Genomic DNA, 18390 nt, shown 5'->3' on the forward strand with positions numbered 1-18390 from the left:
CTCCTCCTCTCGGCTGAGCCGGGGTTAGCGATACGGGTTCGGTTGCTGCGTATCGGCGACGAGGCCGAGGTCGGCTGCGAAGGCGGGATGCGTGGCGGGTGGGAAACACTCGAGCATCGAGTCGGGCATCGGCGTGTTCCGGAAGAAGATGTTGGAACCTTGCGATGGGCGCCAGCGAACAGGCTCCCAGTCGGGAACGTAATTCCGGGTCCCACCACTGTTGAGCTCTAACCGGAGCCCGCTCGGCTCGCGGAAGTAGAGGTAACTCTGCTCGCCCATCCCGTGGACACCGGGACCGAACTCGATGGCGTAGCCTGCCTCCAGGAGAAGGTCCGCGGCGCGAAAGAGTGCCTCGCGGGTGTCGACGTAGAACGACACATGGTTGAGCCGGCCGGGGATGGGTGACGTGTCCTTGACGAAGGCCAGGTCATGGTCCTTCTCGTTGGTGGTGACCATGGCGAAGACGATGAAGTCGGGGTCTTCCTCCAGACCGTTGTAGCACATGAACCGGAAACCGAGAGTATCGCGGAACCAGTGGGCATCACGCAGGACGTCGCTCGTGGCGACCGTGACATGGTCGAGATGACGCGGCTCGAGTCCTCCACCGCGGAATTTTTGGGGTCGCTCTGGGAAGGTCGAGGCCAGCTCGGGGGGAGCAGTATAGCGCTCGATCTCCCAGAGGATCTCGATCGTATGGCCACCGGGAGCGCGAAACCGGTAGGCGCGGCCATGGCCGAAATCTCCGTCGATCCATGCGCCCTGAATCCCGCTGGCCTCGATATTCCGGACGGCCTGCTCGAGGTCCTCTGGACTCCAGGCTCGCCAGGCAGCGTGCCCGAGGCCGGGGTAGTCGGCGGCAGTGAGAACGATGCTGTAGGTGTAGTGATCACCCCAGCAGCGCAGGTAGGCTCGGCCGTTCGTCTCGTGGACGACCGACAACCCGACGATCTCGGTGAAGAAGCGCCGCGAGGCGTGGTAATCGGGCGTCAGGAGTTCGACGTGGACCAGTTGTGCGAGCAGCGGGCGCGGCATGTTCGGCTCCTTTCGATCGAAAATAGCGCTCTGTTGCGAACCCTTCCGTCGGTCGAACCGATCGGCCCTCGCACCGGCGGAGCACGGTCGACTGATCGGGGTGACTGGCTGGCGCCTACCGTACCGACCTCATCGCGCATCATTCCGAGCCAGCGCACTATGCGTTCCTGGGCTGGTCGGCCGTTCATCGCTCCTCTCGCTCGCATCGAGGGCCAGCCACGGTCATGTGACATCATCACCGGCTCCAGTGCGGCTTGGGCACGAGGGGTGAGGCGGCAGCGACCTCGGGTGGCCAGACGACGAGGAATTCGAACGCATCGCGGTACCGCTGCCATTGGCCGACTTGCCAGCGGTGGAAGAAGATGTTCTCCTGGAACCGGACCGTGCCGATGATCGTATCGAACGATCCGGAAGCGATCTCGCGGATCAGGGCTTGTCGGTCGATCCGGCCGACCCGTTGCAGGGCTTGCTGGAGGACCTGCAGGGAGGCGTAGCAGATCGGACTGGCTGATCGATCCGGCTCCCGCCCGGTCTGTTCCTGATGGCGGCGGTAGTAGTCCACCAGGCCAGGTTGACGCGGGTCGACACCGCCGATTCCGATGATTCCTTCGATGTTGGTAGCGAACTGATCGCGGAAGACAGGAAGCGCGGGGCCGAGTGCGCTGATGTAGACGGGAGGATTGAAATCGAGCAGGATTGCGACCTGGGCCAAGGCGAAGGCATCGTTCGGGTAGCTGCAGGCGAGGAAGATAGCGGGCTGTCGCTGCTGGATCGTCGTGATGATCGGCTGAAAGTCGGTCGTGCCGGCGGGATAGCTCTCGTCGTAAACGAGCTCGAAGTTGCTTTTGGCCAGAGTGCGGCGTAAGGCAGCCGACAGCTCCAGACCGAAGGCGTCGTCGACCGCGATCAGGGCGACACGGCGGTCGATCGATCCTTGGCTCGCGAGGCCATCCAAGAGGCTGGTGAGGTTCTCGGCGGCCCAGCTGGATGTACCGAACGTAAAATAGCCGGGCCACTGCTTGGCCAGGTCGGGTGACTTGTCGCTCACGTCGGTCACCGCCAGCTGGGGGAAACCGAACTGGTGGAACAACGGCGCAGTCGCGAGGTTGATCGCAGTGCCGTACGGAGCGAGGAGGAGGTCGACCTTGTCCTCGTTGACGAGACGCTGGATGGCCTTGATCGCCTCTTCCGGGTTGCTCTGGTCGTCGTATTCGACGAACTCGATCGTATAGATCCCGTCGATGAGTTCCAACCCACCGGCGTCGTTCACGTCCTTGGCCCACAGCAGGTAGTTAGGGTAGACGATGATCGATGCGGCCGCGGCATAGGGGCCGGTCTTCGAGATCGCGAAGCCGACGCGCAGCGTCTTGTGGGGTTTCGTCACGACAGTAGCCGGCGTTCCCGTTTCCCGCATACCGGTCGGGGTCGCTGCTTGCCCCGCGGTCGTGGGTGTCGGGCGCACGGTCGGTGTCGGTTGGTTGGTACTGCAGGCAGCGAGGAGGCTGGAAACGAAGCCCGTTCCCGTTAACGCGAGAAAACGGCGCCGGCTGAACCGGAGAGCCATCACTCGACCCCTTTCGTCTCGTCGCCGAGCGACAGTGCGCTATCCTGCCGAGTCCCGATCGCCTGTCGCGCACTCAGACCGCGTCTCTGGCGCTGCTACGACACGTTTTTGTGTGCGATAGCGACGTCCGTCGACTGATGGTCATATTGTATACACTTGCTGTGTCTGCGTCAAGCAGTTAGGATTGGGTGCGGGGTGGACGATGGAGACGAACGATCACGGGACGAGCGTTCTCAGCGTACACGACGCGATCCGGTCAGCGATCCTGCGCGGTGCGCTGGAACCGGGTCGGGTCGTGAGCCAGCTGCAGCTGGCCCGCGAGCTCGGTGTCGGTCGCACACCGCTCCGCGAGGCGCTCCGGTTGCTGCAGCGCGAGGGACTGGTGACGCTCGAGCCCAACCGGAGAGTGCGGATCGCCCAACTGTCCGTTGCTGATGCCGAGGAAATCTACACGATGCGGATCACGCTCGAGGCGGTCGCGATCCGACTCACGATCCCCAACCTAACCGCGGAAGACTTCGCTGAGCTGGAGGGGCTGTATGCGCAAATGGACTATTTTACCCGGCTCAACGACGTCGAGCGGCTGAACGCCCCGCACCGAGCTTTCCACCTCGGTTTCGTTCGTGGCGCTGGACAGCGTTGGGTGGACTTGATCGGTCAGCTGTTCGATCACGCAGAGCGCTATCGCCTCCGTTTCGTGCGGATCTCTCCAGATGGCGGTGCGCCGCGTCAGGCCGAGCACCGCGCCATGCTCGATGCAGCGCTGGCTGGCGACGTCGAGCGCACGGTCACCTGTATGGCTCGGCACTATGCGCACACGGCGACCGTCGTGCTGTCCTCACTGCAGCCAGGGTATCGTTCGGCGCGTCTGGCGGCTGTCCTCGACATGGTGGCTCCCCAGGCGCGGATCGCCCAGTGAAGGGCTCGTGGGCGTGCTGGTTCTCACCGGCTACCCTGGCATCGGGGCGCGTGGAGGGTCGGGCGAGTGAGGTGTGTGGCCAGAGCTGCGAGGCCATCGACTCCTGGCACTCGACGCGCTGTACTCCCCGCATTTGCCAACCATCCGGAGCGTGCTTGCGCGGATTTCGGTCTCTCGGTACAGTTCGCCGCGTACGGCTCGGAAAAGGGGAAGGAGGTTGGGCGTGAGCGAGCGGGCGGTCGGCGCGGGGACACAGGTCGGTGAGAGCTGGCTCGAGCGGTTCTTCCACCTGCGCGAACTGGGTACCAATGTGCGTACGGAGGTGCTCGCCGGTTTCACGACCTTCATCGTGATGGCGTACATCATCTTCGTCAACCCGCAGATTCTCAGCACCCCCGATGTCCCGGACAAGCTCCCGATCTCGGCTGTCACGACGGCGACCGCACTCGTCGCTGGAGTGATGACCATCGCGATGGGCCTGGCCACCAACCGGGCCTACGCGATGGCGCCTGGAATGGGGCTCAACGCGGTGGTCGCCTTTCAGCTCATGGGCGCACTGGGCCTGACGGCCGCCGAAGCGATGGGGGTGATCGTCGCCGAGGGGATCGTGATCACGGTCCTCGTGCTGCTCGGCATCCGTCGCTACGTGATGGAGGCGATCCCGCTCGAGCTCAAGCAGGCGATTTCGGTCGGTATCGGTCTCTTCATTCTCTTCATCGGGTTGGTCAACGGCGGGATCGTGGTAGCCGATCCGGCGACGCTCGTCCGGCTCGGTGACTTGCGCGGCGTCCCCGTCTTCGTGACCGGGGTGGGGCTCCTGATCACCCTCTTTCTCCTGGCACGCGGTGTGCGCGGCGCGTTGCTTTTGGGCATCTTGCTGACGACGGTCGTGGCCATCATCGCACGTGCGGTCACCGGGACGGAGGCGTTCCCACCGGGTGTGGCGCAGCTCCCGACCCAGTGGATCGCAGTACCCGACTTCAGCCGGATCGGCGACTTCAGTTTCGGCTTCATCACCAAGCTCGGTGTGTTGACCGCTCTTCTGGTCGTCTTCTCGATCATGCTCGCCGACTTTTTCGACACGATGGGGACGTTGATCGGAGTCGGTCGCCAGGCCGGCTACCTCAACGAGCGCGGTGAGTTCCCCCAGGCCCAGCGTGCGCTCCTCGTCGATTCGCTCGGTGCCGTGATGGGTGGCGTCTGCAGCGCCTCGTCGGCGACGACCTACATCGAGTCGGCGGCTGGAATCAGCGTGGGGGGCCGGAGCGGGCTGGTCTCCGTCGTGACCGGTATCCTGTTCCTCCTGTCGATGCCCTTCTGGCCGGTCGTCGGGATCGTTCCCGCGCAGGCGACAGCGCCAGCACTCATCATCGTCGGGTGGATGATGATGGGCGTGCTCAGTGAGGCGGAGGCGGAAGCGGAGGCCAGGCCGTCACGGATCCGCGTCGGGGGAATCGACTTCGCCAATATCGAGGTCGGCCTTCCGGTGACGATGACGATGCTGATGATGCCGTTCACCTACAGCATCACCGACGGGATCGGTGCGGGGTTCATCACCTACACGCTGATCAAGGTCTTCCGCGGGAAGTTCCGCGAGGTGCACCCGGTACTCTACGTGGTCAGCGCGGCGTTCATCGTGTACTTCCTGCGGCATGCGCTCGGCCTGGTCGTCTAGGCGCTCAGCTGGCAGCCAGCGTCGGCCGGGTGACCGCGATGAGGAGGGCGAGCAAGGCAAGTCCGACGGCGTAGGCGCTCAGGAGCGCTGCGAGCGTCCAGGCGAGTGCCATGAGCGGGTCGCCGGCGGCCTCGTGCTGCTCGGCCAGTCCCAGGCAGCGCTGTAACCAGTGTGGGACGAGCACGATAGCCGTGAGCGCCAGGAGCACCGTCAGTGTCTCGCTCATCGCGATGCTCCTGGATCCTCGCTAGCTCTGCGCGCGCTGGCGTGCCGCGACCGCTGCCACGATGACGACGAGTGCGGCGAGCGCGACGAACAGGATCGCTGCGATCGCGCCGCTGACCCAGCCAGCGAAGGTGAGCAGCGCCAGCAGCGCGAACAGCGGCAGGAGGAACCAGATCAGGACTTGCAGCCGTGGCATGGCTGGACTCCTTCCGCAGCGACGGACGACGAGACCGCCCGTCCCGCTGCTCCGCTTTTTCGGGATCTACCTCCAGCATACCATGCATGGCCGCATGCCCGTGGGCTGGCACCGGCTGGCTCATGTGCCTCTGACGCTCTCGTGAGGACAGTGGCGGGTCATTCCATCCAGACGCGGTAACCACGCGTCGCGCGCAGGTGTTCGGGTAGCGCGGGCTCGACATGGACCGTCACGTCGGCCGGCTGACCGATCGCCTCTTCGACGACGCGCGCGACGGTGCTGGCGATGTCGTGCGCAGCTCGGACACTGAGGTCAGGATCGACCTGGATATGGAGGTCGACCCAGACGAGCCCGTCTCCGCCACGCGTGCGGACGTTATGGACACCCTGCACACCGGTGACCCCCAGCACGGCACGCTCGATCACTTCGACGGGAACGGCGGCCGTATCGGACAATGTGAGCGCGGCGTCGCGGATGATCGTCCAGGCACCCCACCCGATCACCCCCGCGATGCCGATCGCCAGGAGCGGGTCGACGAGCGGGTACCCGAGGCGGACAGCGACCAGGCCGGCGATGACCGCGATGGAGACGAGTGCGTCGGCAGCGGTGTGCTTGGCGTCGGCGCTCAAGATCGGGCTGCGCAGCTGGCGACCGCGACGCCGTTCCCAGGCGCTCACACCGATGTTGATCAGAAGGGTTGCGGTCATGACGGCGAACGAGAGGCCGCTTGCCTCTGGTCGCACTGCATGCTGCAGGCGCTGCCAGGCTTCCTGGAGGATCTGCACGACCAGCAGTCCCATCGCGCCGGCGATGACGAGCGCTGTCAACGCTTCGAAGCGCCGGTGCCCGTAGGGATGCTCCGGATCGGGTGGCCGGGTAGCGACCGCCATGCCGATCAGACCGACGACATTGGCTGAGGCGTCGAGGAGCGAGTTCAGCCCGTCGGAGAGGATCGCCAGGCTGCCGGAGAGCAGGCCGACGACGAGCTTGGCGACCGCAACCGTGAGGTTGAGCGCCAGTACCACCAGCAGCGTGTTCCGGATCGCGCGGCTGCGTGACGACATGTTCGCCCTATGTCTCCTGGCACGAGCGACCGTGCCCGAGCCAACTCTACGCTGCGTGAGCCCGTGCGGAGAAGGACAAGAAACGAGTTCACAGCAGCAAAAATGCGAAGAGCAGAATCGTGACAGTAGGGCCGCCCGGCATCGCGGAGCGGTGCAGCGGGCGGAGGGGAGGGACGTGTGATCCAGCGGCGGGGTGTGGGGTACCTCGGCGTTCGACGGCACGCAGTGTGGCGCGAACAGTCGCCGCGAGTCCGGCCGTCCTCTTCAGCTCTTCTCGGCTCGCTGAGCGCGCTCCCGCGCGGATGTGACGAGTGACACGAGTTCGTCCATCGAGCGTACCGGATATGGTTCGGATCGGGCTGGTTCGAGCTGAGGCGCGAGGTCGCACCTGCGAGGTCGCGGGACGCGGGCGGGCCTTTCTCGTTCGAGTCACGGGGAAGCCCCCACGTGCGCGCTCGCTCTGCTCGCTATGATTGTCGAGCGTGTGAGTTGCGTGAGCGCAGGCGACCGGAACCGAAGGAGGCACGATGAGCCAGTTCAACTGGATCCCGATCAAGCAGTATACGGACATCCTCTACGAGCGGTTGGAGGGCGAAGGAATCGCGAAGATCACGATCAACCGGCCCGAGGTGCGCAACGCCTTCCGGCCGCTGACGGTGATGGAGATGATGGACGCGTTCGCGCACGCGCGTGACGATGGCTCGATCGGAGTCGTCCTGCTGACCGGCGCTGGTGACAAGGCGTTCTGCTCGGGCGGTGACCAGCGGGTGCGCGGTCACGGAGGCTACGTCGATGACCAGGGAATTCCGCGCCTCAACGTACTCGATCTGCAGAAGCAAATTCGCTATCTTCCCAAGCCGGTCATCGCGGTCGTCAACGGCTATGCCATCGGCGGCGGGCATGTCCTCCACGTGGTCTGTGACCTGACGATCGCAGCCGAGCACGCTAAGTTCGGCCAGGTCGGCCCGCGCGTCGGTAGCTTCGACGCGGGGTACGGCGCGACCTTGCTCGGTCGTATCGTCGGTCACAAGAAGGCGAAGGAAATCTGGTTCCTCTGCCGACAGTACACGGCGCAGGAAGCGCTCGAGATGGGGCTGGTCAACGCGGTCGTTCCCTACGAGAAGCTGGAAGAGACAGCAGTGGAGTGGGCGCGGGAAATCCTCGAGAAGAGTCCGACCGCGATCCGCTTCCTCAAGGCGGCTTTCAATGCCGACACCGACGGCCTGGCTGGCCTGCAGCAGCTGGCGGGTGACGCGACACTCCTCTACTACCTGACCGACGAGGCGAAGGAGGGGCACCGGGCGTTTCTCGAGAAGCGGAAGCCGGACTTCTCGAAGTTTCCACGCTTCCCGTGATCGAGGAGCTGGCGATGGCGAAGGCAGCGCGCAGTGCGACTGGTCAGGGTGTGCTGCATCCAGGTTGGCGTGTCTGGTGGCTGGGCACACGCCCGGCGACACTCGTCGCTGCGGTCGGTCCGGTGCTGGTCGGTACCGCCGTCGGGGTGCGCGAGGCCGGCGCAGTCCGCTGGCTCCCGTTTCTGGCCGCACTCGCGGCAGCGATCCTCATCCAGGTCGGGACGAACTATGCCAACGACCTTTTCGACTACCTGAAGGGAGCGGATCGGCCGGAGCGTGTCGGGCCAGCCCGCATCACAGCGCGCGGCCTGGTCACGGCCGGTCAGATGCGCTGGGCAGTGGGACTGACCTTCGGCGCCGCCGCCCTGCTCGGGCTCTACCTCGTTTGGGTCGGTGGCTGGCCGATCCTCGCGATCGGACTGGCCTCGATCGCGGCTGGGATCCTGTACACTGCCGGTCCATGGCCGCTCGGCTACATCGGCCTCGGCGACTTGTTCGTCTTCGTCTTCTTCGGTCTCGTCGCGGTCGGTGGGAGCGCGTACCTGCAGACAGGATCGTTGTCGGTGCTGGCGCTCGCTGCAGCCGTACCGGTGGGTGCGCTCATCACGGCCATCCTGGTCGTGAACAACTTGCGGGACATCCCAACGGATCGCGCTGCCGGCAAGCGCACGCTGGCAGTGCGGATCGGCGAGCGAGCGACGCGCTGGCAATATACCGTGCTGGTGCTCGGTGCCTATCTCGTTCCGCTGCTGTTATGGATCTCCGGTTGGACCGGTCCGACGCCGCTGCTGGCTTGGCTGACGCTGCCGCTCGCGGTGCGGCTCGTTCGCGTCGTGCTGAGCGGCGTGCAGGGGGCAGCGCTCAATCCGGTGCTCAAGCGGACTGGCCAGCTCCAGCTGCTCTTCGCAGCGCTGTTCGCCGTGGGGCTGCTCTGGTGAGCGCGTGGCGGTTGCAGTGGAGGCCGTACGAGCTCCTGCTGCGCGAGCCGCTCGAGACAGCGGGTGGAACAGTGCGCGTGCGCCACGGACTGCTCGTCGCTCTGGAGAGCGCGGATGGCTGCGTCGGCTCCGGTGATGTTGCCTTCTGGCCAGGTACGGAGGAGACTGGATTGCCAGAGGCAGTCGTTTGGCTGGAGCAGGCAGCGACAGCGCTGCGTATCGCCGCTCACCCGGCAAGCGTGCTCGCCAACTTCACCGCACGCACCCCAGCTGCGCTGGCTGCGCGGACCGGCCTGGAGACAGCGCTCCTCGACTGGCAGGCACGGCAGGCTGGTGTACCGCTCGCCCGCTGGTTGCGGTCCGATGCGACCGATCGCCTTCCGGTCAATGCGTTGCTCGGCCGCGCCGGGTGGGAGGCGATGGTCGCTCAGGCACGGGCCGCGGTGGCGGCGGGCTTTCGTACCCTCAAGCTCAAGGTGACGCTCTCGCCAGCTGATGCGGAACTCGTTGCTGCCGTGCGGGCGACGGTCGGGCGTGAAATCGCGCTCCGTCTGGATGCGAACGGGAGGGGCGATCCCGAAAGCGCGCTCGCTTTCGCGCGCGTGGTCGCCCGGTTCGACATCGAGTATCTGGAGCAGCCAGTTGCAACCTTGGAGGAACTGGCCGTGCTGCGGCGGTGCTCACCGATTCCGGTCGCAGCGGACGAAGCGCTCACGGGGGCGGATGCGGTCGAGCGGGCGCTGGCGCTGGAGGCGGCCGATGTCCTGGTGCTGAAGTTGCCGCTGCTGGGTGGTCCCCGCGCGGTCCTCGCGGCAGCCGAGCGAGCCGGTAAGCGGGGCGTGGACGTCGTGGTGACCAGTATGCTGGAATCGGGAGTCGGCCTGGCGGCAGCCGTGCACACGGCCGCGGCGCTCGGTGCGGCGCGGGCGCACGGTCTGGCCACGGGACAGCTCCTCGCATCGCTCGGGATCGTCGAGTCGCTGGAACCGGTCGAGGGCGCGCTTTCCGTACCGGCTGGGCAGGGACTCGGGGTGACCGTGCAGCTGGCAGGTGGTGAGGGGGTAGCATGAGCACACGACGCGGTGCGCCACGGGTGTTCGCTGCGGGCGTCGCCACCGTACTGGTTGGGTTCGTGCTCGGCACGATGACGGTCCCGTGGCTCGCTCCGCTGTCGCGTGTCGCGGCGAATCTCGCTGTGGTCGCTGGTATGGCGATAGTCGCTGCCGGATGGGCGCTCGCCGGGGTGGGGTTGGTCGGTGTCGGTCGTCGCTGGCGGGGTGCGCTCCTGGGCCTTCTCGCGTATTGCGTCGCCGGTGCGATCTGGACGGCAGTCTTTGTCCTGCTCGATCCCTGGGCCGTGGACTACGGGCGCATCGATCTCGCGCGCTTCGTCGTCTACTCGGTGCTGCTCTGGCCCTATGCGCTCGCCTACGCTGCCGGATGGTTCGGCCTCGGAGGCCTGTAGGGGGAAGGGCCATGCGGTTACCCGAATGGCTCGCCTGGCGGGCAGCGGTGACGCCGGAACGCATCGCGCTGGTGTGGCACGACCGGCAGTGGACGTTCGCCGAACTCGCTGCTGAAGCGGACGGTGTTGCGCGGCGTCTCGCTGGGCTCGGTGTCCGCACCGGCGACCGAGTAGCTGCCTGTCTGACGAACCGGCCGGAGCTGGTGGTTCTCGTCCATGCCGTGAGCCGGCTCGGGGCGGTGCTCGTCCCGCTCAACGTGCGCTTGACCAGCCAGGAACTCGCTGGGCAGCTGACTGACGCGGAGCCGCGTCTCGTGCTGGTCGAGCGTCCGACGCGGGAGCGGATCGCCGGATGGCCGGGGTTGATCGTCGATATCGACGAGGAATTCTCGGGACTCCCTGAACCACCGGTCACGCTCCGGCGGGAGGTTACCCTGGACGATGTCCACACGCTCGTCTACACGTCGGGGACGACCGACCGGCCCAAGGGGGTCGTGCTCACCTACGGGAACCACTGGTGGAGCGCGCTCGGCTCGCAGCTCAACATCGGCGTCGCGCCGACCGATCGCTGGCTGTTCTGTCTTCCATTGTTCCATGTGGGTGGTCTGTCTATCGTGTTCCGGAGCGTGATCGGTGGGTTCGCCGTCGAGCTGCACGAGCGGTTCGACCCTGGCGCGGCGAATCGGGCGATCGAGGCAGGGGTGACGCTGGTGTCTGTCGTCGGGACGATGCTCTGGCGGATGCTCGACGAGTGGGGAGACCGGCCGTATCCAGTGCATCTCCGTGCGGTGCTGCTCGGGGGCGGGCCGGCCCCCCGTCCGTTGCTCGAGCGAGCCGTCGCGCTCGGCCTGCCGGTGCTGCAGACCTATGGCCTAACCGAAACGGCCTCGCAGCTGGCGACGCTCGCCCCCGAGGACGTGCTGCGGCGACTCGGCTCAGCGGGCAAGCCGCTCTATCCGAACCGGTTGCGCATCGTGCGGTCGGATGGGGCGCTGGCTGCGCCCGGTGAGCCCGGCGAGATAGAGGTGCAGGGACCGGTCGTGACACCGGGATACTGGCGCCAGCCGGAGCGCACCGCTCGGGCGTTCCATGACGGCTGGTTCCGCACCGGTGATGTCGGTTACCTGGACGACGAGGGGTACCTCTACGTGCTCGACCGGCGCGATGACCTGATCGTCACCGGTGGAGAAAACGTGTACCCGGCCGAGGTCGAAGCGGTGCTCCTCGCTCATCCGGCAGTCGCTGAAGCCGCGGTGATCGGTGTACCGGACATCGAGTGGGGACAGCGGGTCGCCGCGGTGGTCGTGCTCCGGCCGGGACGATCGGTCACCGAAGCGGAACTCGTCGACTGGTGCCGACAGCGCCTGGCCGGGTTCAAGGTGCCGCGGGCAGTTCGGTTCGCTCGCACGCTTCCCCGCACGGTGAGCGGCAAACTCCAGCGCTGGCAGGTGCGTGAGCAGTGGGCGGCGATGCAACGAGCGGGCGAAGGTCTGGCCACGGAGCCCAGCACGACGTGAGGCCGATCGGTCACGGCGGAGTATCCCGGCGGCGTCGGAGACCGTGTACAATGCGCGAAGACGGCAGTGGCGTCCGTGCATGCTGAACGGGGTGGGGCATGTATCTGCTCGATCAGCCAGATGCGGCGTTAGCGTACCGGCGACAGTATCGCGGGCTGATCGGCATCGCCAGCAAAGTGCCGTTGCGTGACCGAGCGATGCTCAGCCTCGTCTACACGCCGGGTGTCGCTGAGGCCTGCCGGGTGATCAGCCAGGACGAGGTCGCTTCGTTCGATCTCACTGGCCGGGGGAACACGGTCGCCATCCTGACCGATGCATCGGATCTTTTCGGTCCGACGAGGGCGCCGGTCGAGGCAGCCTTGCCGCTCCTCGAAGCCAAGGCGGTGCTGTTCAAGACGTTCGCTGGCGTCGACGCCGTGCCGATCGGCGTCGATCTCGCCGATCCGCTCGCGATCGTCGAAGTGGCCCGCTCGTTGATTCCGACCTTCGGTGCCATCTGCCTCGACCATATCCGCGCGCCGCACAGTTTCACGATCCAGGACCACCTCGAGAAGGCAGCGCCGATTCCGGTGTTTTCCAACCAGCATCACGGGACGGCTATCCTGGTTTTCGGTGCCCTCAAGAACGCGCTGGAAGTGGTCGGCAAGCGCCTGGATCAGGTGCGTGTCGTCATCGCGGGGGCGGGGCTGGCTGGTATCGGTGTGGCTCGCCTGTTGACCCGCGTCGGGGTGAAGGATCTCATCGTCTGCGACCGCGCCGGTGCCATCTATCTCGGTCGGCCTTATCGCATGAACTGGGCGAAGGCCTATCTGGCCAAGGAGACGAACCCGGAACGACGACAAGGCTCGCTCGCCGAGGTGCTGGAGGGAGCCGACGTTTTCATCGGACTGGCCCGCGGCAACATCCTGACACCGGAGATGGTGTCCAGGATGGCACCCGATCCGATCGTCTTTGCGCTCGCATTGCCGACGCCGGAGATCGATCCGGTTCTGGCGCGTCAGGCTGGAGCTGCAGTCGTCGCGACTGGGCGCTCCGACTACCCGAACATGATGGACGTCTCGCTCGTCTTCCCCGGGGTCTTCCGCGGCCTGTTGGATTCGGGCGCGCGGAACATCCGCCTGCGTACTTTGATCTACGCCGCGGAGGCGTTGGCGAGCCTCGTGCCGCCGGAGCAGCGCGGGCCTGACCACATCGTTCCGCAGATCTTCGACTTCCGCGTCGCACCAGCGATCGCAGCGGCGGTGGTGCAGGCGGCGCTCGAGACGGGCGAAGCCACACGACCGGTCGATCCGCAGCAAGTTGCCGAAAATACCCGTCGTTACATCTACGAGGGGGCCTTCGAGCCACCGCGACCGACCAACCGCCGGCCGCGTTCGCTGGCGGAGCAGGCGCTGGACTTGCGGCGGCGCTATCGCGGTGTGTTGGAGATCCGAAGCAAGTTGCCGGTACGCGATCACCACATCCTGAACCTCCTCTACTTGCCGCCCGCAGCACTGGTACCGGTCGAGGAAGTGCGACAGCGCCGCGAAGCGGTCTACGACCTGACAGTCAAGGGAAACCTGGTCGCGATCGTGACCGATGGGAGCGCGGTGCTCGGGTTAGGCGATATCGGCCCGCAGGCCGCATTACCGGTCATGGAGGGGAAGGCAGTCCTGTTCCAGTCGCTCGGCGGTGTGGAGGCCTTCCCGATCTGTATCGCCGAGCGTGACCCGGAACGCATCGTCGACATCGTCGCAGCGATCGCGCCCTCGTTCGGGGGGATCAACCTCGAGGACATCTCGGCACCCCGCTGCTTCGAGATCGAGTCGGCGCTCAAGGAACGGGTCGATATGCCGGTCTTCCACGACGACCAGCACGGTACGGCGATCGTCGTGCTGGCTGGGCTCATCAACGCGTTCAAGCTGCGGGGCACGCCGTTGAGCGAGGCGCGGATCGTCATCAATGGGGCGGGGGCTGCAGGGATTGCGACTGCCAAGCTGCTGCTGGTGTACGGTGTGGGCGACATTATCCTCTGCGATCGACACGGCGCGATCTACCGTGAACGTGAAGCAGGGATGAACCGGTACAAGATGGAGATCGCGCGCCTGACCAACAAGGCTGGCGTGCGCGGCGGGCTCGCCGAGGCGCTCGTGGGTGCTGATGTGTTCATCGGCCTCTCGAGCCCGAATATCCTGACACCGGAGATGATCCGGACGATGGCACCCGATCCGATCATCTTCGCATTGGCCAATCCCGACCCGGAAATCCACCCCGATCTGGCACTGGAGGCGGGCGCACTGGTGGTGGCGACCGGGCGCTCCGACTTCCCGAACCAGGTGAACAACTCGCTGGCGTTTCCTGGTGTGTTCCGTGGCGCCCTCGACGTGCGGGCGCGCGACATCAACGATGCGATGAAGCTCGCTGCTGCCCAGGCGATCGCCGATCTGGTGCCAGCCCGCCAGCTCTCACCGCAGTACATCATCCCCGACAGCCTCGATCTGAAGGTGCCGCCAGCGGTAGCGGCTGCAGTCGCCCGAGCTGCGATCGAGACGGGTGTGGCGCGCGTGCAGCTCGATCCGGAAGAGGTCGCTGCGCGGACGCAGGAACTGCTGTACGAAGGTGCCCGGCGCTAGCGCCTCCCGTGCCGACCACCAGTTGTTTGTCTGTACCCGGTAACGAGAGGGGAGAGTGCGATGTGGGGGACGCTCGTTGTGTTCGTGCTCAGCGCCAGCCTGGTGGTTCTGGCTGGCTGGGAGCTGACACGGCGAGCCGAAGACCTGGCGGAACGTACCGGGCTCGGACATGCCTGGATCGGTGCCATCGTCCTCGCTGGAGCGACCTCTCTTCCGGAACTCTCGGTCGATCTCGTCGCTGTCCGGACGAATAATGCGAACTTCGCGATCGGCGACCTATTCGGTTCGTGCATGGTCAACATGCTCGTCCTGGCGGTCGCCGATATCCTGACGCTACAGGTACGAATCCTGACACGCGTCGTCATCGACCAGGCGCTGGCCGGTGTCCTGGCGATCATTGTGTTGACACTCGCGGCGCTCGTTGTGGTGACCGGTTCCTCCCTTGCATTCGGCGGAGTCGGGTGGGCGACGCTCCTCATCGGGATTGTCTATGTGTGGGGTGCTTGGCTCCTGCACGTCACGCGGCAGGCTCGTCTATGGCCGGTTCCGGTCGAATCACCGACTCGTCCGCTCGCTGGTCTCGTGCCGAGCGTCGCACGTTTTGGAGTGGCCACGCTCGGCCTGGTCGGTGCGGCCTGGTTCCTGATCAGCTCGGCTGAGCAGCTGGTTGGATCGTTGGGGGTGACGAAGGGCTTCTTCGGTATGGCTGTTCTCGCCATCGTCACGTCGCTGCCCGAGATCGTCGTTTCGCTGGCCGGTATCCGCGCCGGTTCTTACGATCTCGTGGTCGGCAATTTGCTCGGCAGCAACGCTTTCAATATGGTGATCCTGCTGGTTCTCGACCTGGCGGACAGGGGTGGCCCGCTCCTGGCGCTCGCTGAGCCTGGTGTTCTGGTCGGCAATCTCTTCGCGATCGTCCTGACCGGATTGGTCGTTCTGGGGATGCTGACGCAAGCGGAACCACGTTTTCGGTTTCTCGATCCGGGGGGTATTCCTGTCGTCTTCGCGTATGGACTCGGCCTGCTCCTCAGCTTTCGCTTCATGTAGTCGTCTGTGGTGCCTGGCTGGAAAGCTCCCATGAGGGATACGGCCAACGCCGGCGAACGGCCTTATGCAGTTCTACTGCCAAGACGATGGTCGTGGCGACGAGGATCATCCGTGGCCAGAGCTCCCACGGGATCGGCTGAACACGGAGGACGAACTGAAAGAAGGGCACGTGCAACGCCACGATGTGCAGGGCGAGCGCTGCGGCTGTCGCGAGGAAGAGGAAGCGATTCGAGAGTGGCGGGATCCGGAAGAGCGACTGGGTACTCGAGCGGGCGTTGCCGACTTGGAACGTCTGATAGAGCACCATCGTCGTGAGCGCGACGGTCCGGGCGAGGTCGAGCGAGCCGAACGCCGCGAGCGTGTGTTCGAAGATCCACAGTGTGCCGATCGCCAGAACGATGCCACTCAGCGCGATGCGCTCCCACAACAGTGTCGAGAGGATCCCCTCGCGACGCGGACGGGGTCGGCGCTGCATGAGATCCCGTTCCTTTGGCTCGACCGCGAGCGCGATGTCCTGGGTGCCGTTCGTGACGAGATTGACCCAGAGGAGCTGTGCCGGATAGAAGGGGAGCGGGAGCCCGAGGAAGAGCGCGGTCGGAAGGATGAGAGCGGTTGCCGCACCGGTCGAGAGGAGAAAGAACGTCGCCTTGCGCAGGTTGTCGGCTGCCGCCCGTCCCTCTTCGACCGCTGCCGCGATCGTGACGAAGTTGTCGTCAGCGAGGACGATATCCGCTGCCTCGCGGGCAACGTCAGTGCCGCTCCGTCCCATGGCGACGCCGACATCGGCGGCGCGAAGCGCGGGAGCATCGTTCACGCCGTCACCAGTAACGGCGACTGTCTCACCGAGCGACTGAAGTGCTCGGACGATGCGGAGCTTCTGCTCCGGTTCGACACGTGCATAGACATTGACTGTGCGGACACGCTCACGGAGTGTCTGGTCGTCGAGACGAGCGAGATCGCGGCCGGTCAGGACCGGGCTGTCCGGAGACGCGATGCCGAGGTCCGCTGCAATGGCCACTGCCGTCCCCGCATGGTCGCCGGTGATCATGAGGACGCGGATCCCGGCGGCGTGGCAGCGGGCGATCGCTTCCTTCACCCCGGCACGCGGTGGGTCCCAGAGCGCGACGAGGCCGAGGAAGACGAGTCCCCCGAGATTCGCGAACGCACTCTCGTCCTGCTGCTCAGTCTCGCCGGCGGCGACACCGAGTACGCGGAAGCCTCGCTGGGCCAGAGCAGCCGCAGCGTCCGCGATCACCTGGCGGTCGATCGGTGCGAGGCCGTGCTCGCTCAGCCAGTGAGAGCACATTTCCAGGACCCGTTCGGGTGCCCCCTTGACGAACAGGATCGGTCGCTCGTCGCTCGCACAGAGTGCTGCCGCGAAGCGCCGTTCGGGCTCGAAGGGCAGCATGGCCAGGATCGGGAAGCGGCGCCGCAGGGCTGCCACGTCAGCCAGCGCCTGTTGCGCTGCGACCAGGAGCGCGACATCGGTCGGATCGCCGATACCGGCCGGCTGGTCGGTTCCCTCGCTGGCCAGTTGCGCCTCGTTGGCGAGCGTGCCTCCCAGGAGTACGAGTTCGTGCGGTGCCAGCTGCTCCAGGAGCGTCGCGAGCGAAGCCCGTTTCGGAATCTTTACCGCACTGTCGACGGGATCTGCGGTGGTCGAGACAGCGGGGAGTTCGTGTTCGTGCCCCGCTGCCCAGACGAGGCGGGCCGTCATCCGGTTTTCGGTGAGCGTACCCGTCTTGTCCGACCCGATGACCGTCGTGCTCCCCAATGTCTCGACGGCCGGGAGGTGGCGGACGATCGCGTTACGGCGTGCCATCCGCTGGACGCTCACCGCGAGCACGATCGTCAAAATGACCGGGAGGTCTTCCGGAACGATGGCGACCGCCGCACCGACTGCGAACGTGAGGAGCAGAGAGAGGTCGTCTCCGCGGAGGAGACCGATTGCACTGATCGCGACGATGCCGGTGAGAACGAAGAGGGCGACTGTGCGCGCGAAGCGTGCGAGCTGTTGCTGGAGCGGTGTAACGGGTGCGCTTTCTCGCTGAGCGACTGTGGCGATACGACCTACTTCGGTGCGTGCACCAGTGGCGACCACGACACCGCGGCCACGCCCGCTCGTCACCACGGTGCCGAGATACGCCATGCACGTCCGGTCAGCGAGGGGCGTCTCCACGGGGACTGGATCGGTGCGCTTGGCGACCGGCACGGACTCGCCGGTGAGGACCGACTCGTCGACCATGAGGGCGATCGTCGTGAGTAAGCGCAGGTCGGCAGGTACCCGCATGCCCGATTCGAGGAGCACGATGTCGCCGGGAACCAGTTCCTCACTTTCGACGATCTGCTCGACACCATCTCGCAGCACTCGGGCCTTGGGCGAGAGATACCGCAGGAGCGAGCGGATCGCGGATTCGGCTCGCCATTCCTGGACGAAGCCGAAGAGGGCATTGATGGCGAGTGCGGCGAGAATGACTCCGGCGTCGATCCATTCGCCGAGGAGAGCTGCGACGACGGCGGCGAGCCCCAGCGCGACGATGAGCGGGCTCGCGAACTGGTGCACGAGGATCCGGAGCGGGTTGGGAGGCGGAATCTCCGCCAGGCGATTGGGACCGAAGTGCGCCAGACGGCGGCGTGCCTCCGCTGCCGAAAGGCCGTCCAGCGTCGTCGCGAGCGCACGCAGGACTGCATCGACGGAGAGCGCGTGCCAGGGGCGATCGAGCTGGAGCTCTGCTGCCGAGTGATCGCTGCTGCGCGCGCTCACCGGTCTCATCGCACTCC

At 66.0% G+C, this 18390-nt stretch carries 15 protein-coding genes and 1 pseudogene; 10 read left to right on the plus strand and 6 right to left on the minus strand.

What is annotated here, in order from left to right:
- Window positions 1–24: 24 nt before the first annotated feature.
- Together OO015_RS12450 and OO015_RS12455 are read right to left on the minus strand one after the other, a co-directional pair.
- Window positions 25–1032, minus strand: a complete 1008-nt coding sequence (locus OO015_RS12450; protein WP_265941595.1) for a VOC family protein — start codon at window positions 1030–1032, stop codon at window positions 25–27.
- A gap of 235 nt (window positions 1033–1267) precedes the next feature.
- Complete coding sequence (locus OO015_RS12455) at window positions 1268–2596, minus strand: amino acid ABC transporter substrate-binding protein (protein WP_265941597.1); 1329 nt, start codon at window positions 2594–2596, stop codon at window positions 1268–1270.
- A gap of 202 nt (window positions 2597–2798) precedes the next feature.
- Here OO015_RS12455 and OO015_RS12460 point away from each other — a divergent pair, with 202 nt between their 5' ends.
- Both OO015_RS12460 and OO015_RS12465 read left to right on the plus strand, forming a co-directional pair.
- Window positions 2799–3515, plus strand: a complete 717-nt coding sequence (locus OO015_RS12460) for a GntR family transcriptional regulator (protein WP_265941599.1) — start codon at window positions 2799–2801, stop codon at window positions 3513–3515.
- A gap of 223 nt (window positions 3516–3738) precedes the next feature.
- On the plus strand, window positions 3739–5190 hold the full coding sequence (locus OO015_RS12465; RefSeq protein ID WP_265941601.1) for an NCS2 family permease: 1452 nt from the start codon (window positions 3739–3741) through the stop codon (window positions 5188–5190).
- A 4-nt stretch (window positions 5191–5194) separates the two neighbouring features.
- Here the strand turns inward: OO015_RS12465 and OO015_RS12470 are convergent, their stop codons facing one another.
- From OO015_RS12470 to OO015_RS12480, 3 genes are all read right to left on the minus strand, one after another.
- Window positions 5195–5416 (minus strand): hypothetical protein, encoded by a 222-nt coding sequence (locus OO015_RS12470; protein WP_265941603.1) that lies wholly within the window; start codon window positions 5414–5416, stop codon window positions 5195–5197.
- 21 nt (window positions 5417–5437) lie between these two features.
- Window positions 5438–5611 (minus strand): hypothetical protein, encoded by a 174-nt coding sequence (locus tag OO015_RS12475; RefSeq protein WP_265941605.1) that lies wholly within the window; start codon window positions 5609–5611, stop codon window positions 5438–5440.
- 158 nt (window positions 5612–5769) lie between these two features.
- The gene (locus OO015_RS12480) at window positions 5770–6675 is read right to left on the minus strand and encodes a cation diffusion facilitator family transporter (RefSeq protein WP_265941607.1); all 906 of its coding nucleotides are present in this window, start codon (window positions 6673–6675) and stop codon (window positions 5770–5772) included.
- 527 nt (window positions 6676–7202) lie between these two features.
- Here OO015_RS12480 and menB point away from each other — a divergent pair.
- The 8 genes and pseudogenes from menB (at window position 7203) to OO015_RS12520 (ending at window position 15609) form a co-directional block, all read left to right on the plus strand.
- Window positions 7203–8030, plus strand: a complete 828-nt coding sequence (gene menB, locus OO015_RS12485) for a 1,4-dihydroxy-2-naphthoyl-CoA synthase (RefSeq protein WP_265941609.1) — start codon at window positions 7203–7205, stop codon at window positions 8028–8030.
- 14 nt (window positions 8031–8044) lie between these two features.
- Entirely contained in the window at window positions 8045–8968 is a 924-nt protein-coding gene (locus OO015_RS12490) for a 1,4-dihydroxy-2-naphthoate polyprenyltransferase (protein WP_265941611.1), read from the plus strand.
- On the plus strand, window positions 8965–10038 hold the full coding sequence (locus tag OO015_RS12495) for a mandelate racemase/muconate lactonizing enzyme family protein (RefSeq protein WP_265941614.1): 1074 nt from the start codon (window positions 8965–8967) through the stop codon (window positions 10036–10038). Before OO015_RS12490 ends, OO015_RS12495 begins: the two co-directional genes overlap by 4 nt.
- Complete coding sequence (locus tag OO015_RS12500) at window positions 10035–10433, plus strand: hypothetical protein (protein ID WP_265941616.1); 399 nt, start codon at window positions 10035–10037, stop codon at window positions 10431–10433. Before OO015_RS12495 ends, OO015_RS12500 begins: the two co-directional genes overlap by 4 nt.
- Before the next feature lie 11 nt (window positions 10434–10444).
- Complete coding sequence (locus OO015_RS12505) at window positions 10445–11950, plus strand: o-succinylbenzoate--CoA ligase (protein WP_265941617.1); 1506 nt, start codon at window positions 10445–10447, stop codon at window positions 11948–11950.
- A gap of 98 nt (window positions 11951–12048) precedes the next feature.
- A pseudogene (locus OO015_RS14260) lies at window positions 12049–13194 on the plus strand (NAD(P)-dependent malic enzyme); the annotation flags it as partial.
- 78 nt (window positions 13195–13272) lie between these two features.
- A complete protein-coding gene (locus OO015_RS14265; protein ID WP_265942082.1) occupies window positions 13273–14562 on the plus strand; it encodes an NAD(P)-dependent malic enzyme in 1290 nt (429 codons plus the stop codon).
- A gap of 60 nt (window positions 14563–14622) precedes the next feature.
- Entirely contained in the window at window positions 14623–15609 is a 987-nt protein-coding gene (locus OO015_RS12520) for a sodium:calcium antiporter (RefSeq protein ID WP_265941619.1), read from the plus strand.
- On the opposite strand, the gene OO015_RS12525 is transcribed toward OO015_RS12520, so the two are convergent.
- Window positions 15602–18382 (minus strand): cation-translocating P-type ATPase, encoded by a 2781-nt coding sequence (locus OO015_RS12525; RefSeq protein ID WP_265941621.1) that lies wholly within the window; start codon window positions 18380–18382, stop codon window positions 15602–15604. The two genes, OO015_RS12520 and OO015_RS12525, sit on opposite strands and share 8 nt — an antisense overlap.
- Window positions 18383–18390: the final 8 nt, after the last annotated feature.

Origin of the sequence: Thermomicrobium sp. 4228-Ro, assembly GCF_026241205.1 — a bacterium.
Taxonomy (GTDB): Bacteria; Chloroflexota; Chloroflexia; order Thermomicrobiales; family Thermomicrobiaceae; genus Thermomicrobium.